Annotated in this window: 15 protein-coding genes and 1 tRNA gene; 8 read left to right on the top strand and 8 right to left on the bottom strand. The window is 48.4% G+C overall.

Annotated elements, in window-relative coordinates; all coding sequences use genetic code 11:
- The first annotated feature begins 565 nt into the window (after positions 1-565).
- From NXT09_RS08990 to NXT09_RS08975, 4 genes are all read left to right on the top strand, one after another.
- A complete protein-coding gene (locus NXT09_RS08990) occupies positions 566-1279 on the top strand; it encodes a hypothetical protein (RefSeq protein WP_268579457.1) in 714 nt (237 codons plus the stop codon).
- Between the two features lie 14 nt (positions 1280-1293).
- Positions 1294-1800 carry a hypothetical protein gene (locus tag NXT09_RS08985; RefSeq protein ID WP_268579456.1) on the top strand — a complete coding sequence of 169 codons (507 nt, stop codon included), beginning with the start codon at positions 1294-1296 and terminating at the stop codon, positions 1798-1800.
- Positions 1801-3654, top strand: a complete 1854-nt coding sequence (locus NXT09_RS08980; RefSeq protein WP_268579455.1) for a lytic transglycosylase domain-containing protein — start codon at positions 1801-1803, stop codon at positions 3652-3654.
- A 410-nt stretch (positions 3655-4064) separates the two neighbouring features.
- Entirely contained in the window at positions 4065-4643 is a 579-nt protein-coding gene (locus NXT09_RS08975) for a hypothetical protein (RefSeq protein WP_268579454.1), read from the top strand.
- Positions 4644-4898: 255 nt separating this feature from the next.
- On the opposite strand, the gene NXT09_RS08970 is transcribed toward NXT09_RS08975, so the two are convergent.
- The 3 genes from NXT09_RS08970 to NXT09_RS08960 form a co-directional block, all read right to left on the bottom strand.
- Positions 4899-5231, bottom strand: a complete 333-nt coding sequence (locus tag NXT09_RS08970; protein ID WP_268579453.1) for a hypothetical protein — start codon at positions 5229-5231, stop codon at positions 4899-4901.
- Positions 5232-5250: 19 nt separating this feature from the next.
- Positions 5251-6012, bottom strand: coding sequence for an abortive infection family protein (locus NXT09_RS08965; RefSeq protein ID WP_268579452.1), 762 nt, complete (start codon positions 6010-6012; stop codon positions 5251-5253).
- 141 nt (positions 6013-6153) lie between these two features.
- Positions 6154-6229, bottom strand: a tRNA-Ile gene (locus tag NXT09_RS08960).
- A gap of 140 nt (positions 6230-6369) precedes the next feature.
- Here NXT09_RS08960 and mug point away from each other — a divergent pair.
- Positions 6370-6873 (top strand): G/U mismatch-specific DNA glycosylase, encoded by a 504-nt coding sequence (mug, locus tag NXT09_RS08955; RefSeq protein WP_268579451.1) that lies wholly within the window; start codon positions 6370-6372, stop codon positions 6871-6873.
- Between the two features lie 97 nt (positions 6874-6970).
- Here mug and rpoD read toward each other — a convergent pair whose 3' ends face one another.
- The 3 genes from rpoD to rpsU form a co-directional block, all read right to left on the bottom strand.
- The gene (gene rpoD, locus NXT09_RS08950; RefSeq protein WP_014914103.1) at positions 6971-8806 is read right to left on the bottom strand and encodes an RNA polymerase sigma factor RpoD; all 1836 of its coding nucleotides are present in this window, start codon (positions 8804-8806) and stop codon (positions 6971-6973) included.
- Positions 8807-8960: 154 nt separating this feature from the next.
- The gene (gene dnaG / locus NXT09_RS08945; protein ID WP_268579450.1) at positions 8961-10715 is read right to left on the bottom strand and encodes a DNA primase; all 1755 of its coding nucleotides are present in this window, start codon (positions 10713-10715) and stop codon (positions 8961-8963) included.
- 154 nt (positions 10716-10869) lie between these two features.
- Complete coding sequence (gene rpsU, locus NXT09_RS08940) at positions 10870-11085, bottom strand: 30S ribosomal protein S21 (protein ID WP_001144069.1); 216 nt, start codon at positions 11083-11085, stop codon at positions 10870-10872.
- Positions 11086-11313: 228 nt separating this feature from the next.
- Here rpsU and tsaD point away from each other — a divergent pair, with 228 nt between their 5' ends.
- The gene (tsaD, locus tag NXT09_RS08935; RefSeq protein ID WP_039274184.1) at positions 11314-12327 is read left to right on the top strand and encodes a tRNA (adenosine(37)-N6)-threonylcarbamoyltransferase complex transferase subunit TsaD; all 1014 of its coding nucleotides are present in this window, start codon (positions 11314-11316) and stop codon (positions 12325-12327) included.
- A 110-nt stretch (positions 12328-12437) separates the two neighbouring features.
- On the opposite strand, the gene argR is transcribed toward tsaD, so the two are convergent.
- On the bottom strand, positions 12438-12908 hold the full coding sequence (argR, locus tag NXT09_RS08930) for a transcriptional regulator ArgR (protein ID WP_010283010.1): 471 nt from the start codon (positions 12906-12908) through the stop codon (positions 12438-12440).
- A 469-nt stretch (positions 12909-13377) separates the two neighbouring features.
- Between argR and mdh the strand changes: the two genes are divergently transcribed.
- Positions 13378-14313, top strand: a complete 936-nt coding sequence (gene mdh / locus NXT09_RS08925) for a malate dehydrogenase (protein WP_268579449.1) — start codon at positions 13378-13380, stop codon at positions 14311-14313.
- Between the two features lie 62 nt (positions 14314-14375).
- Here mdh and NXT09_RS08920 read toward each other — a convergent pair whose 3' ends face one another.
- Complete coding sequence (locus NXT09_RS08920; RefSeq protein ID WP_010283012.1) at positions 14376-14639, bottom strand: helix-turn-helix domain-containing protein; 264 nt, start codon at positions 14637-14639, stop codon at positions 14376-14378.
- 187 nt (positions 14640-14826) lie between these two features.
- On the opposite strand from NXT09_RS08920, the gene NXT09_RS08915 reads away from it, so the two are divergent.
- Positions 14827-15213 (top strand): DNA-binding protein, encoded by a 387-nt coding sequence (locus tag NXT09_RS08915; protein WP_268579448.1) that lies wholly within the window; start codon positions 14827-14829, stop codon positions 15211-15213.
- The last annotated feature ends 220 nt before the right edge of the window (positions 15214-15433 follow it).

Genomic DNA, 15433 nt, shown 5'->3' with positions numbered 1-15433 from the left:
TACTTTTTGGTGATCGCCCGAAGCGAAATCCCTAAAAAATGCGTGATAACGAGGTCATACTCTTTAGGCTTATATTTTTCAAATGAGCAACACAGCCTTTTAGAGACATCTATCAGCGCTATCAATCCCCCTTACTGCAAAAAAACATCTTCCCTGATTGCCTTTCCTGTTCTGGAAAGCGCCGTAATCTGGCGTTCTGCACTGACGTGATGAATTCGTATCATCCCTTAAATTGAAATATTGGTTTGTATTGTTGCATTTATTGCAATATATTTAACTGTATAAATAATCAGTTAAGGCCATCATATGAATCGCAAACCCAACACACAGGCTGTACTGCTTACGCGGAAACAAGTGGAGGCACTACAACGTTTACGGGAGCAAGAGAGTAAGCGCTCTGAGCTTGGTATCACACCCTCAATCCATGAAGTTGCCCGCCGCTTGATGGACAAGGTGTTAAACAAAATAGTGGGGTAACGGTACAGCGTTTTTAGTTGTTGGGTTCATGGCGAATTGAGAGAGGCCATTAACTACCGTCAGCATGTCTCTACAGGAAAAAATATCCATGTTTAATTTTCAGCATCTTCTCGGTGGCTCCAAAGCCAAAGGCTCAAACGGCAATGATGTTATTCAATCTGCCGATGAAAAAGAGCCGATTAAGGTTGCTCGTCCCGGTCAGCATAGCCGTGAACATAATGTCGCTATTTCTGATGAAGCTAAGGAAAACCCTATCCTTGCTATTCGTCTGCTGAAAGAGACTGATCTGTCATCCAAGAAAATCAAGGCGAAGCTGGTATCTGCACCACAGGGGCTGTCCGTATTTACCCAAAAATTCATGGAAGAGAACGATCCCACCTGGGAATTTCAGGACGATGAAGAAAAGGCACGGACAGCGCTGACTTATTCTGCTCATAACGGCGATAGAAACGGTTTCAATAAAGCCCGTATCGGTGCCACTAAAGCCTTGAAGAAAATGGAAGAGCCATTGACTGATGATGAGCTTCAGGCGCTGGTGGCACGCTCCACCCAAATGATAAATGATTCCGATCCTAACTCGATAGATAACCTGAATGCGCGTCGTAAGGCCGATGAAGAGTACAAAGATACGCTGGCTCAAGCCGCCGCACGTCGCAATCAGCAATTCCGAGCAACGGGTGCTGTTTTGCCCGGAGACAGTCGGTTAGTCAGCGGTAAAGCCGCCAATCCAGTGAATGAAGCTGAAAAGATTAAATCTCGACTGGATGCAGGATTGCCGATCATTGATATGCCGCCTCGTTAACTGGATGAATGCTTATGAGAACGTTCAGCCATTTAAATCTTGGGGTACAGGATAGCGGCTTAACAGCCAGAAGTGAGTTAAGCCGCTATTCTCCGGTTCGTCATCGGGGTGGGGCTTTTGCTGGTGGTGAAGATCAGCAAATAGATGAACAGGAGAGGCAACCACAGCATTCCAACGCACATTGGATAGCGGTTAGCCAAGAAGCAAAAAGTAACCCCATATTCGCACTCAAGCTGATTAAACGGGGTAAGCCGTACCAGCAGGCTATCGATATTCTGTCGGTCAGTTATCGGCACCTCAGCCATTACACCAAACGTAAAATGATTACGGCTTATCCTGGCTGGGAATGTCTGGATACGGAGGATCGTAATATGGCGGCGTTTATATACAGTTCTCTGAATAATGATGCGAATGGATACCACGCGGGTTTTAACGCTGCGCTGGTGGCATTAGAGAAATACGTCGAACCACTCACCGCTGAAGATTTTATTTCAATATCATCTTCGAGACAGGGGGAATAAGTGGGTAATTCCTTTGATTTTGAGATTAAAGCCAACGATCAGGCTAGTGGCGTCATTGCTCGTATTGATGAAGCCGTCAAGAAGTTACAGCCTCAATTGGATAAAACTACAGAAGGGTTGCATCTCGGGGGCGATAATTCATTAAGCCAGCTCAGTAAAGTTAACGAGCAGTTCGACTCTTTAAGCAAATTAGCCCGCGATAACGTCCAGTCTATCGGCGATATTGTTCCTCCGTTAAAAATGGTGGGTGAGCTTGGGTCAAAATATGCGGGAATATTAGGGAAAATTGGCGTAGCAGGTGCTGTGGCCTCTGGAGTTGGTGGCACTGTTATGGTTGTTGCTCGGGGACTCGATCGGGCGGCGAACTCTGCCTATCGTCTGGATGTTTCGGCAAAGAACGCTGGCATGAGGGTGGATGATTTTAGCCGTTTGGCTGGTGTAATGCGGATTCTGGGTGCAGACGCTGACAGCGCCAATCAGTCCGTTGAGAGGATGTATAAAACGTTTAATGACGCGCTTCAAGGGCGTAACGATGGCGTTTTAGCTACGCTGAATCAGATTGGGGTGAAAATCGCTCGTAATGCTGATGGTACAGCCAATGTCATGGAAACAGTAGAAGCGATTGCGAGTAAATACCCCCAACTCTCGCCACAAAATCAAAAAACGCTGGCGGATAACGCTGCTTTTGACGACAACGATCTCATGCTGTTTCGTAAAGGGGCTGAGCTTAAAATATTACTGACTAAAGCCGATAAATTCGGTTTAACTGTTGACCCGGCCCTTAATGATCAACTGGTTGGTGTTAATGAACAACTTAATGAGTTGAAAGCGAGAATAGACGGGTTCAGGGAAACACAGGAAATGAAGTTCTTTTCCTGGCTTGGTGGTGACTCAGAATCCACCGCATCCAAAGCAATAAAAGAACTCCAGAAGTATGAGAAGGACGGTGCAGGTAATTTTTATCATGGAGATAAACAGCAAGATATTTTGCATCGGGCAAGACGGGATGACGAGTTTAAAGGCTCTCTAACCTTTACCGAAGGTATTGAATTAGCACTTGGCCGCCCTGGAAACGCATTGCAGGATAAATTAAACCGAAAATATTCTCTGTCTTGGTCTGTTCAGCAATTCATGGATGATATTCAGAAGATCAGCACCCCAACTGAAGGCATGATAAATCCAATAGACCGGGTATTGAGAAACACCCCCGAACAAAAACACCTTTCAATGCTGGAGGCCAAGCATAAATTGCCTTCAGGTATTCTTGATAATGTCTGGAATGCCGAATCCTCTCGCGGAAAAAATTTGTTATCACCTGTAGGTGCTCAGGGGCCGTTTCAGTTTATGCCTGCGACGGGAAGAGATTACGGCCTTAATTCATACGGTGATCGGATGGATTTTCATAAATCGAGCGGGGCTGCGGCAAGCTATTTATCTGATCTGCTGAAAATGTTTGATGGTGATGTTAAGAAGGCCCTTGCCGCATATAACTGGGGGCCAGGAAGGGTTCGTGATTATGGATTGGGGCGTGCGCCAAAGGAAACCAGAGATTACCTGCGTAAAACCATGCCGGGCTTGCCATCATATTTCTATCAACAAGAGGGTGATTTAGAAATGGATAGCAGCGTTAACCAAAATACACCATCAATATATGGGTATCAGTCTTATCAGGGCAAAGGTGATGTTGCCGATGCCAGTAAAGAGCTGATCTCTGCGCTATCTACACTTAATCAAACTTTGCAAGATGGTCCGATGCAGGTCGAAATCTCAATGATTGATAGCAAGACTGGAGAGCGCCGAACGTTATCCAGTGGTAGCGGTGGGCGAATAACAATGCCTATGTCTTTCCCGTAAACATTACGTGATGTTCGTTAAGGCGTGGAGCCAGATTATCTGTGTCGATATCCATGAGTTGAATAGAGCGATAGCAGAAGCGATGAGGACGGCGAAATGATGGCAACAAATGACAACAGTTATCATCTAGAAAAAAATGGGTCCTTCCTGGCACTTTTGTAAAGCACGGGCATTGCGCGCCGCGTTGTTTCACTAGCTATCAACTTTTGAATTTGATTCACACTTTACACTTCACAGTTTTGTTGGTGAATTGTTGCAAGTCTTTGATGGCAAGGCTTAGCGGGGAAATAGAACAGCATTTGATTTACAGTTTGATTCACACTTTTCATTAAAAAGTGTGAACCCTTCACAGATGTTAGTGTGCACAAGTGTGAAGGGTTCACACTCTGTCTGTCAGAGGGAGTATTTTTATGTTGATGTCAGTAAGCCAGTACGCCGAGCATGTAGGGATTAGTCGTCGGGCATTCTACAACTGGGAGAGTAAAGTGGGCTTTCCCTTGCGGGTTAGCGGCAAGGTTGATGCGGATGCCTGTGACGCTTATCTGTCTCAGTATCGTGACAGTCATGATCCGCGAGCACAGAACGCCAAGAGTAAGTCAGGGCTGACTAGGAATAAGATAAAGACAGGTGAGTTGGTGGAAATGAGCGTCACTGAGATTAAACAGCACCTGGCGAATTGTGTTGGTCAGGCGGTTGGCATGGATGGGCATGAACGCGCTGCGCTATCTGCTAAAGCTGTGGGGCTCTATTTGAGTGAAGGGCCTGATAACCCGCCTGTAACCTTTGGTGGCTATCGCTTGTCTATCGTCGAAACGCCAGCGTGTGAAGTTGGGGAGATTATTGCTGGTGGAGCCTTTGGGCTATCCGATGCTGACGTGGTATTTGAATGCCGGGATTACACGCTGATGCTGATGGAGGATGAAACAGAGCCAACGGCGATACGTGAGGTGGTTCCTTCACTGCTTTATGTTCTGGCTGAAGATGATTAGGTAGATGCTAACTGCTGGTTGCTCTTGTATTTGTCAACTGGCCACTGCGGCTAAGGTTCTTTCATGGTAATGGATAATTCCCTACCCACCTTCGGTTTGCGTCCGGTAGCTGTGTTTCAATTTCCGCAACACAGCTATTCGTTCATTATTGCTGATACGGCACAGCAGTGAAATATATCGCTGAAATATTCAGAATGAACCACACACAATGATGTAAGCCCAAATAACCAGTGTTAGGTGGTAGAGGAATAGTGGTTACTTTGAAAGGTTCTCAATCATTGCGTCTATCTTCTTAGACATATCGCTGAGATTTTGCAAAATATCAGCTTTAAAATCAGAACCCTCCTCAATGATTTTTCGAATTTCATTGGTCTGGTGAGAGCGGATCATTAATTCTTCTAAAATAGAAAATCCGTCTTCGGAATCATAAGGTTGTGGGGTGTCAAAAACTAAATAAGTGTGTGGAGGGTTGTGGTAAACCTTTTGTAAGGTATCAAATTCATAGTCATTTCCTTGCACAATATCTGCATCAAAAGGTACTGTTTTATCAATCTCAATAAGTCTTTTAATAAGCTCTGATGTTTTCACTGTAATCCCTTGATAAAGTCTACTTCATTTCTTTTCGGTTAAGCCAAGTACTAATCAAGAACAGCGCCATTGAACCAGCAAGATTAACTGCTAATTCAGCGTGGCGTGATGATGGTTTGACCGCCATCCTATTTTTACCGTGTGCATCACCAAGACGGTTTCTCAGTGTTCCCAATCCATTCACAACAGCTGAACATCCCCCAAGTATCTGCTTAAAAACAAGTTCTGAATGTTGATCACTTGATAAGTTCAGTTTTGTAGACACTTGTTTATACAACTCGGACATTTCGATATTTTTATTGTTATAGGGCTCTTTCAGCTCATCCAGTATGTATTTGCACACTGTTTCTAGCAGCGTCCGTGCTGACGTTATGGCACCGTCAGGGTCGGTATTACGTCTTTCTAATGCTTTCGCCCATACCGCATGAACACCATCTTCACTAAAGGACCTTAGTGCATCAGTAATTGCCTCATCAGCTGGGGCACTGTTTTTTCCCTCAATGAAGTCCAGTAGTGGTTGAAACTCGGTCCAAATAATCTCGCTGCGGGGAGCGTAACCGTCAGTTTTTTTTATGTGTTGCCAAAACTGGCTGAGCGAACGGCATGTCCTGACGAATTGAGGAAGTAAACCAGCCAAATGAGGGATATTAAGGAAGTATTGACGAAGTTGCTTATAGGCGATTTCGTCCTCGCCTTTCCCTGTTGCTCTATCCAAAAGAGTATTTTGTAGAGCCAGGGCGCGTTCTAAATCGTTTTTCAGCGTATCCAGCAAGTTGTTCATTTGCGCCACCGAAACTTGGACTATTCGATTTAATGGTGAAAGAAGGACCGCCATGATTACCCGCTAATACTTGGCTGCGGTATCCTATGGGTATCCTAGAAAAAGCTAAGGACCTACGTTTTAGTGTAAGTCCTTGAAATTTGGTGGCCCCTGCTGGACTTGAACCAGCGACCAAGCGATTATGAGTCGCCTGCTCTAACCACTGAGCTAAGGGGCCGAATGGGCGATGATTATACGGTAATGTGCGGGGGGAGGTCTATAGCCTATCTGCCGGGTGATGGTTTTATACTCAAGATAGCTTGTTGTTATTCTTATCAGAATTTACGATGGCTGTAGTCAACGGAAATAGGGAAAGACATGATTACCGATATTCTGGCCATGAATCTTCAGGTTGTTTTCTGTGGCATCAACCCCGGGCTGTCCACTGCCCATCACGGTTACCACTTTGCTAATCCCAGTAATCGCTTCTGGAAAGTGATTTATCAGGCAGGCTTTACCGAACGCTTGCTGACACCCGCAGAAGAACAGCATCTGCTGGATACCGGATGTGGCATCACCATGCTGGTGGAGCGCCCAACGGTTGAAGCCACCGAACTGGGGCGAGACGAGTTGCTGCAAGGCGGCAATGCGATTGTTGAGAAGATGACGCGCTATCAGCCGCGTGCGCTGGCGGTATTAGGGAAGCAGGCGTTCAGTCAGGCGTTTGGTATCAAAAAGGTCTCATGGGGGCGTCAGGAGCTGTGTATTGGCAAAACGCAGGTTTGGGTACTGCCGAACCCTAGTGGGCTGAATCGTGCGACGCTGGAGTCGCTGGTGGAGTCGTATCAGGAACTGCATCAGGCGTTGCAGGATAACGTATAAATTCAATCTGAGCGTTCTGACAGGCAAAAAATAACCCCAGCGAACTGGGGTTATTTATCGTGAGGCTATCTACCGTGCGGATTAGCTGAGGAATGAATTAATCATCCAGGAAGCTACGCAGCACTTCGGAACGGCTTGGGTGGCGCAGTTTACGCAGCGCTTTCGCTTCGATCTGACGAATACGTTCACGCGTAACGTCAAACTGTTTGCCCACTTCTTCCAGAGTATGGTCGGTGTTCATATCGATACCGAAACGCATGCGCAGGACTTTCGCTTCACGCGCGGTCAGGCCAGCCAGTACGTCGTGTGTCGCAGAGCGCAGGCTTTCCGACGTGGCGGAATCCAGCGGCAGCTCCAGCGTCGTATCTTCGATGAAATCGCCCAAATGTGAATCTTCATCATCACCAATCGGGGTTTCCATTGAAATCGGCTCTTTCGCGATTTTCAGCACTTTACGGATCTTGTCTTCTGGCATCAGCATACGCTCAGCCAGCTCTTCCGGCGTTGGCTCGCGACCCATTTCCTGCAACATCTGACGAGAGATACGGTTCAGTTTGTTGATCGTCTCAATCATGTGTACCGGAATACGGATGGTACGCGCCTGATCGGCTATAGAACGCGTGATCGCCTGACGGATCCACCAGGTGGCATAGGTCGAGAACTTGTAGCCACGGCGATATTCAAACTTATCTACCGCTTTCATCAGACCGATGTTGCCTTCCTGAATCAGGTCGAGGAACTGCAAACCACGGTTGGTGTATTTCTTCGCGATAGAAATAACCAGACGGAGGTTAGCTTCCACCATTTCTTTCTTGGCGCGACGCGCTTTCGCTTCACCAATCGACATACGGCGGTTGATGTCTTTAACTTGCTCGATCGTCAGGCCAGTTTCTTCTTCGATCTGCTGCAGTTTTTGCAGGCTGCGGGTGACGTCTTCTTCAACATCATTCAGCTTTTCAGACCATGGCTTGCCCATGGCGACTGCTGCGGCAAACCAGGTGTTGTTGGTTTCATTGCCAGTGAACATCGTGACGAAGTTTTTCTTCGGCATTTTGCACTGTTCAACACACAACTTGATGATCAAACGTTCCTGAGTACGAACGCGATCCATCATGGAACGCATGCTGTTAACCAGGAAATCAAACTGTTTTGGCACCAGACGGAACTGTTTGAAGACTTCGGACAGATTCAGGATTTCCTGTGCTGCCAGCGCATGGCTACGACCGTGAGCTTTGATAACCTGACGAGTCGTTTCATATTGCTCACGCAGCTCGGTGAACTTCTCACGCGCCAGCTCAGGATCGATGCTGTTGTCGTCTTCTTCTTCCTCGTCGTCTTCTTCCTCGTCGTCATCGTCCATTTCTTCGCTCGAAAGCTCAGAACCAACGTGAGTCGCGGTAGGCGCAATGTCCTCTTCCGCATTAGGATCGACAAAGCCAGTAATCAGGTCGGACAGGCGGCTTTCGCCCGCTTCGACGCGGTCATACTGTTCCAGCAGGTAAGTAATGGCTTCAGGATACTCCGCAACAGAGCACTGAACCTGGTTGATACCGTCTTCAATACGCTTGGCGATATCGATCTCGCCTTCGCGCGTCAACAGTTCAACGGTACCCATTTCACGCATGTACATGCGAACCGGGTCGGTGGTGCGACCAATTTCCGATTCAACACTGGATAGAACCTGCGCAGCAGCCTCTGCCGCATCTTCATCGGCATCATTGGTGTTTTCGGCTAGCAACAGATCGTCTGCATCCGGTGCTTCTTCCATCACCTGGATGCCCATGTCGTTAATCATCTGGATGATATCTTCGATCTGATCCGAGTCGATGATATCTTCCGGCAGATGGTCATTGACCTCAGCATAGGTCAGGTAGCCTTGCTCCTTACCACGGGTGACAAGCAGCTTCAGCTGTGACTGCGGGTTTTGCTCCATAAGACGGTATCCACACTTCAGAGTATTTGGGTTGGTGTCGGTCAGCGTAGTTCGCTAACAATAGCATTAGGGGTATTTTTCTTATCGCCGCGGCCCCTGTAGCGGCTCTTTGCAGGGCTCAACCCTGCTATTTATCGGCAATTAAGCCTCTGTATCAGTGTTTTCTGGTCAACGCCAGTTGCAACGACCAAAGCTCTTTTTTTTCTTTGGCGTTGAGCCCATGCGTTCTGTCACGGGCAATCAATGTTTCTTGTCGCTGTTTCAACAGCTGATCGTAGAGTTCTGCCAGACTGATTCTGAACTTCTCGTCGAGCTCTTCCTCTACGATCATATGGTTCCATGAAGCCATAGTTTCAAGCTGCTTGCGGTACTTGCTGTCGCGATATTTTTCCAACAGCAGACCCATGTTCATCCCAGGGCTGGCATTGCAGGTTTTCACCAAGTCCTGAAACAGGGATAAACCCGCCACTTTGTCTTCTTCAATGCCTTCCAGCGCGAGGTCAGGCACCTCTGCTGCTAGTCTTGGGTTTTGTACTAAAAGCCCTATAAGTATACGCATAGTTGTGACTTTTAGTTGCGGCGGCTGGTAGGATTGAGCCTGCTCTGCCACTTTTGGGAGCAGTCTGTCCAACTGGCTGTCGTCCAAAATGCCTAGCTTGTTGCCGAGCTGCTGGCGCAAATACAGCCGCAGCGTTTCTCCCGGTACCTGGCCAATCAGCGGCAGTGCCAGCGTGCTGAGCTTGGTACGGCCATCGGGTGAACTCATGTCCACCTGCTGTTGCAGCGTCTCAAACAGAAACTGCGACAGCGGCAGGGCCTGTTCCATGCGCTTTTCAAAGGCGACTTTGCCTTCTTGACGCACCAGCGTGTCGGGATCTTCACCGTCCGGCAGGAACATAAAGCGCAGCTGGCGACCATCGTTCAAATAGGGTAGCGCAGTTTCCAGCGCGCGCCATGCCGCTTCGCGTCCGGCACGGTCTCCGTCGTAACAACACACCACCAGATCGGTGGCGCGAAATAGTAACTGAATGTGATCGGCGGTCGTGGAGGTACCCAGCGATGCCACCGCATAATCAATACCAAACTGCGCCAGCGCCACCACATCCATATAGCCTTCAACAACCAAAAGTCGCTTGAGCTCTGGGTGATTTTGCTGCGCTTCATACAGGCCGTACAGCTGGCGACCTTTATGAAAAATTTCTGTTTCCGGCGAGTTAAGGTACTTTGGTGTACCGTCGCCTAATACGCGTCCGCCGAAGGCAATGACTCGTCCCCGTTTGTCGCGGATGGGGAACATCACACGCTCGCGGAAGCGGTCATACGTTCGGCCCTGATCGTTAGTCACCAGCATGCCGGCATCGTTCAATGTGCTGCGGTCATCATTATTGCGGCCAAAGCGCTTTAAAACGTTATCCCAGCCGGGCGGGGCGAAGCCAATCGCAAAATGGCTGATCACTTCTGCACTTAAACCGCGCTGTTGCAGATACTGCAACGCTGGCGCACCGACTGATTGGCTTAATGCTTGTTGATAGAACCCGCTGAGCTGTCCCATCAATTCGTACAGACTTTGCCGTTGGTGACGCTCTAACTGGGTTGGGCCAGTGCCGGTTTCATAAGGCACTTCGAGGCCGTATTGGGTGGCAAGTTCTTCAATGGTTTCAACGAATTCGAGACGATCGTAATTCATCAAAAAGTCTATGGCGTTGCCGTGTGCGCCACAGCCAAAACAGTGATAGAACTGTTTGTCACCGTTTACGGTGAATGAGGGGGTTTTCTCGTGATGGAACGGGCAGCACGCATGGTAATTTTTGCCCTGCTTTTTCAGTTTGACGCGCGCGTCAATGAGATCGACGATGTCGGTGCGAGCCAGCAGGTCATTAATAAATACGCGTGGGATTCGTCCAGCCATAAGCCCCTGGTGTATACCCTTCTGTAAGGTGGTTACATTGGATATAGCTTATAAACGACAACAAGCCGCGCTTCCTTTCGGAAAGCACGGCCTTACGTATGCAACTGCTAAGTCTGCGGATTAATCACGCGTTGGAGGGAAACCCTCCTGAAAATTAATACAGACGAGTGCGGCGTGCGTTTTCTCGAGCCAATTTCTTCGCGTGACGTTTCACTGCAGAAGCTTTAGCGCGCTTACGTTCGGTCGTTGGTTTTTCATAAAACTCACGACGACGAACTTCAGCCAGAACGCCTGCTTTTTCACAGGAACGTTTGAAGCGACGCAGAGCTACGTCGAACGGCTCGTTTTCACGTACTTTAATTACCGGCATGTGCCTCTCACCTCAATAAATTCGGTTTGCCGCTGGCCTTGTGCCAGCCTTTTCAAAATGGTGCGGAATTCTACTGCAAACGTGACGCCTTTGTAAAGCATTGCGGTGATCATAAAACACCCAACCGCGGCCAGAGCAGAAATCAGGCCGCTTATGGTAGACTATCCACAGTTTGAAGCAAGCGACATTCAACGGGCGCTTGTATCGTCATCAAAGTTAGGAACAGCAATGCGCGTATTGGGTATCGAAACATCCTGTGATGAAACCGGCGTGGCCATTTATGACACAGAGACCGGTTTGCTCGCTAATCAGTTATACAGTCAGGTTAAATTACATGCTGATTACGGCGGCGTAGTGCCTGAGCTTGCCTCACGCGATCACGTGCGTAAAACGGTTCCGTTAATTCAGGCGGCGCTGCGCGAAGCGGGGCTACAGGCTGACGATATCGATGGCGTGGCTTACACCGCTGGCCCAGGTTTGGTTGGCGCGCTATTAGTGGGCGCGACGATCGGTAGGTCATTGGCATTCGCCTGGGGTGTGCCGGCGATTCCTGTGCATCATATGGAAGGGCATTTGCTGGCGCCGATGTTGGAAGATAACCCGCCAGCGTTTCCCTTCGTGGCGTTGCTGGTTTCTGGTGGTCATACGCAGCTCATCAGCGTGACGGGCATTGGTGAATATCGCCTGCTGGGCGAGTCTATTGATGACGCGGCGGGTGAGGCGTTTGATAAGACGGCGAAATTACTGGGATTAGATTATCCCGGTGGTCCAATGCTGTCGAAAATGGCGCAAGCGGGGGATTCCCAACGCTTCACGTTTCCGCGCCCGATGACCGATCGGCCGGGGCTGGATTTCAGCTTCTCTGGGCTAAAAACGTTTGCGGCTAATACGATTCGTAGCAACGGCGATGACGATCAAACCCGTGCCGATATCGCACGTGCCTTTGAAGATGCCGTTGTAGATACGCTGGCGATAAAATGTCGTCGTGCGCTGGATGAGACGGGCTTTAAACGACTGGTCATGGCGGGGGGCGTAAGTGCAAACCGGACGCTGCGCCAGCGCTTAGGTGAAGTGATGGCGAAACGCGGTGGTGAGGTGTTTTATGCACGCCCCGAATTCTGCACAGATAACGGCGCGATGATTGCTTATGCGGGCAGTGTACGTCTGGTTCATGGCGCGAGCCAGACGTTGGGCGTATCCGTTCGGCCACGTTGGCCATTGGCTGAATTGCCTGCGGTGTGAGGCTTTAAACGCAATAGTCGCTACGTGTAGCGGGTCTACACGTAGCGGAAAACGTAGTAAAAAACACGTAGCAAAGAACGAATTGCAAAAAACGGCAGCGGACGAGCGGATTACAGCTCTTGTTCGAAGAGCACCAGAATAGCTTCGTAGAGTTGTTTGACGCTGAAGCCTCTTGCCGGGGTGGTAAAGATGGTGTCATCACCCGCGATGGTGCCGAGAATACCTTCTGACTTACCAAGTGAGTCCAGCAGGCGAGCAATGAGCTGCGCGGCTCCAGGGCTGGTATGGATCACGACAACGGCATCATTGTAATCTACGTCCAGCACAAGGTTCTTCAGCGGGCTGGACGTCGTCGGGACGCCAAGCTCGGCAGGGAGACAATACACCATCTCCATTTTGGCATTGCGTGTGCGCACGGCACCAAATTTCGTTAGCATGCGTGACACCTTGGATTGGTTGATGTTTTCAAATCCTTCGTCTTGCAATGCCTGAACAATTTCACTTTGAGAACTGAACTTCTCTTCCTTTAACAGCGCTTTGAACGCTTTAACGAGGTCTTCTTGTTTTGTCGAATTTCGCATTCTGCACCGGATTAATTGTTATGGTTAATCTTCCTATTATGCAGTTGTGTGAATTTTTATGCAATTAAATCGCGTATAATTCCAGTCCCTTTCACCAGATATGCGTTAGTCGCTGTTTTCAAAAAAAATCGACTCTCGGGTAGTCCGAAAAATGCGTCCTGCGTCACATAAAAGTAAATCAAATGTTATCAGAATGATGTTGTTTGGACGCCATCGATCGGTGTAATGTAGCGCACAGGTTAATCGCACGTGAATGAACACCGCGTTATAGCTCAATAGCTTATTAACTTTACTTACCTTTCAAACGAATGGTTGTTTTTGATTTATTATTAGAGACATAGCGTATTTTTTGTCTCTCATGTCATTTGTAGAAAGATAAGTAGGTTGCTCGTACCCCCATTTTTATATTCTGTTTATAACCAAATGAATTCACGGCACTTTTTTATTTTATGATAATAAGGAGTTTAGGATGAAAGTTGCAGTTCTCGGAGCAGCAGGTGGTATCGGTCAGGCACTCGCACTCCTCCTCAAAACCCAGCTTCCTTCAGGTTCAGAACTATCCCTTTACGATATCGCCCCAGTAACCCCGGGTGTTGCCGTCGATCTGAGCCATATTCCTACAGCAGTGAAGATCAAAGGCTATAGCGGTGAAGATGCTAAACCAGCGCTTGTTGGTGCAGATATCGTGCTGATCTCCGCAGGTGTGGCACGTAAACCTGGCATGGATCGTTCCGATCTGTTCAACGTCAATGCTGGCATTGTGCGTAATCTGGTTGAGCAAATTGCGGTTACTTGCCCGAAAGCCTGTATTGGTATCATCACCAACCCGGTGAATACGACCGTTGCCATTGCAGCCGAAGTGCTGAAAAAAGCTGGCGTATACGACAAAAACAAACTGTTCGGCGTCACAACGCTGGATATCATCCGTTCCAACACGTTCGTTGCCGAGCTGAAAGGCAAACAGCCGCAGGATATTAATGTGCCTGTTATCGGCGGACACTCTGGTGTGACGATCCTGCCTCTGCTGTCTCAGGTTCCTGGTATCAGCTTCAGCGAGCAGGAAGTGGCCGATCTGACCAAGCGCATCCAGAATGCGGGCACCGAGGTTGTTGAAGCTAAAGCAGGTGGCGGATCGGCAACGCTGTCGATGGGTCAGGCTGCGGCACGCTTTGGTCTGTCTCTGGTTCGTGCACTGCAAGGCGAAAGCGGTGTGGTGGAATGTGCATACGTTGAAAGCGATGGTAAATATGCCCGCTTCTTCGCTCAACCGATTCTGTTAGGCAAAGACGGCGTCGCCGAGCGTAAAGACATCGGCACATTAAGCGCTTTTGAGCAAAATGCGCTGAACAGCATGCTGGATACGCTGAAGCAGGATATTGAGTTAGGCGAGACGTTCATCAAGTAATTGCGATTGTTAATAATACGCAGAATAAAAAGCCGGAGATCGATATCTCCGGCTTTTCTTTTTTAATCGGGACGGATGAGTCTTTTTCTGTCGATAAGCTCATTGGTTTCTGGATTGTAGTACCGGCTGGGCCAAATCTCTGAGGGGTGAATACCTAGCGCATCGGCAATAAGCCATTCCCCTTTAGGCCAAGGGCGTGAGAGCGCATTAGCTAACGTCGATGAGCTTAATCCGGCCGCTCGCGATACCGCCGCCAGCGTCGTGTTTTTCTTGCGCAGTGCAGCAATGATATCAGCGGGATGCCAGTCTTGTTTCCTTAAAATCATAATCCTTCCCTTATTTGCTATAAGACGACTGTCGATTAGTGGTATAAATAACGGATGTTAGTTATATGCCGAGCTAACATGACATTATTATTTGGAAATAATATAGCATTAATTTTCCTTAAAATTCTCAATTAATTTCCAAATAAGCGCGTTTTTGTTAGGGATGGCACTATCAGGATGAAAGGCAATGAAAAAAGAGTGGTTTGCTACCAGCGAATTGGTTGGAGTCGGCGGCCTTCCGAAATCAAGACAAGGATTAAATAAGCGCGCCCGCGAGGATGGATGGGAGAAGCGTCGCCGTAAAGGCGTCCAGGGAAGAGGAGTGGAGTACTCAATTCACAGCTTGCCGGATACGGTAAAGAAATCCCTATTACTCGAAATCGAGCCTTCCGCCTACTCGGCGAAACAGCCTGCGGCACTGGCCGTATGGATGCAGATTTACCAGCAACTGTCTGAAAAAGAAAGAGATGATCTAATCGCTTATATTCTGCGAGTCGGGGTGTCCTCCACGCTGAGTCAGTTGGGTATTACGCCATCGGATGAGGAGCAAATCTCATCAATGGACATTGACTGAGCTACCGAGGGTGAACTCTTAGATTGCTGACGTTGGTGGTAAAAAGGAACCTGTATTGTCTTTCGCTTTACCGTATTGCTTCTGGCCGCGATGTTGCAGCATCGCGCTGGATTTAATCATTTCTTCATTACTTAGGTGTGTCGGTAACGTGTAAAAGTTAGCGGTTTAGGTAATTATAGTCTATTATATGGAAACTTTTGGGCGAGTTGACGTAATGCCT

This window comes from Pectobacterium jejuense (genome assembly GCF_026800125.1).
GTDB classification, from domain to species: Bacteria; Pseudomonadota; Gammaproteobacteria; order Enterobacterales; family Enterobacteriaceae; genus Pectobacterium; species Pectobacterium jejuense.
This window is presented reverse-complemented; position numbering and strand designations above follow the sequence as displayed.

Bases quoted from the DNA above. Each gene is read 5' to 3' on its own strand.
- NXT09_RS08915 (WP_268579448.1), top strand. From the start codon at position 14,827: ATGAAAAAAGAGTGGTTTGCTACCAGCGAATTGGTTGGAGTCGGCGGC.
- NXT09_RS08975 (WP_268579454.1), top strand. From the start codon at position 4,065: ATGTTGATGTCAGTAAGCCAGTACGCCGAGCATGTAGGGATTAGTCGT.
- mdh (WP_268579449.1), top strand. From the start codon at position 13,378: ATGAAAGTTGCAGTTCTCGGAGCAGCAGGTGGTATCGGTCAGGCACTC.
- tsaD (WP_039274184.1), top strand. From the start codon at position 11,314: ATGCGCGTATTGGGTATCGAAACATCCTGTGATGAAACCGGCGTGGCC.
- dnaG (WP_268579450.1), bottom strand. From the start codon at position 10,715: ATGGCTGGACGAATCCCACGCGTATTTATTAATGACCTGCTGGCTCGC.
- NXT09_RS08990 (WP_268579457.1), top strand. From the start codon at position 566: ATGTTTAATTTTCAGCATCTTCTCGGTGGCTCCAAAGCCAAAGGCTCA.
- mug (WP_268579451.1), top strand. From the start codon at position 6,370: ATGATTACCGATATTCTGGCCATGAATCTTCAGGTTGTTTTCTGTGGC.
- rpsU (WP_001144069.1), bottom strand. From the start codon at position 11,085: ATGCCGGTAATTAAAGTACGTGAAAACGAGCCGTTCGACGTAGCTCTG.
- NXT09_RS08985 (WP_268579456.1), top strand. From the start codon at position 1,294: ATGAGAACGTTCAGCCATTTAAATCTTGGGGTACAGGATAGCGGCTTA.
- NXT09_RS08965 (WP_268579452.1), bottom strand. From the start codon at position 6,012: ATGAACAACTTGCTGGATACGCTGAAAAACGATTTAGAACGCGCCCTG.
- NXT09_RS08920 (WP_010283012.1), bottom strand. From the start codon at position 14,639: ATGATTTTAAGGAAACAAGACTGGCATCCCGCTGATATCATTGCTGCA.
- argR (WP_010283010.1), bottom strand. From the start codon at position 12,908: ATGCGAAATTCGACAAAACAAGAAGACCTCGTTAAAGCGTTCAAAGCG.
- rpoD (WP_014914103.1), bottom strand. From the start codon at position 8,806: ATGGAGCAAAACCCGCAGTCACAGCTGAAGCTGCTTGTCACCCGTGGT.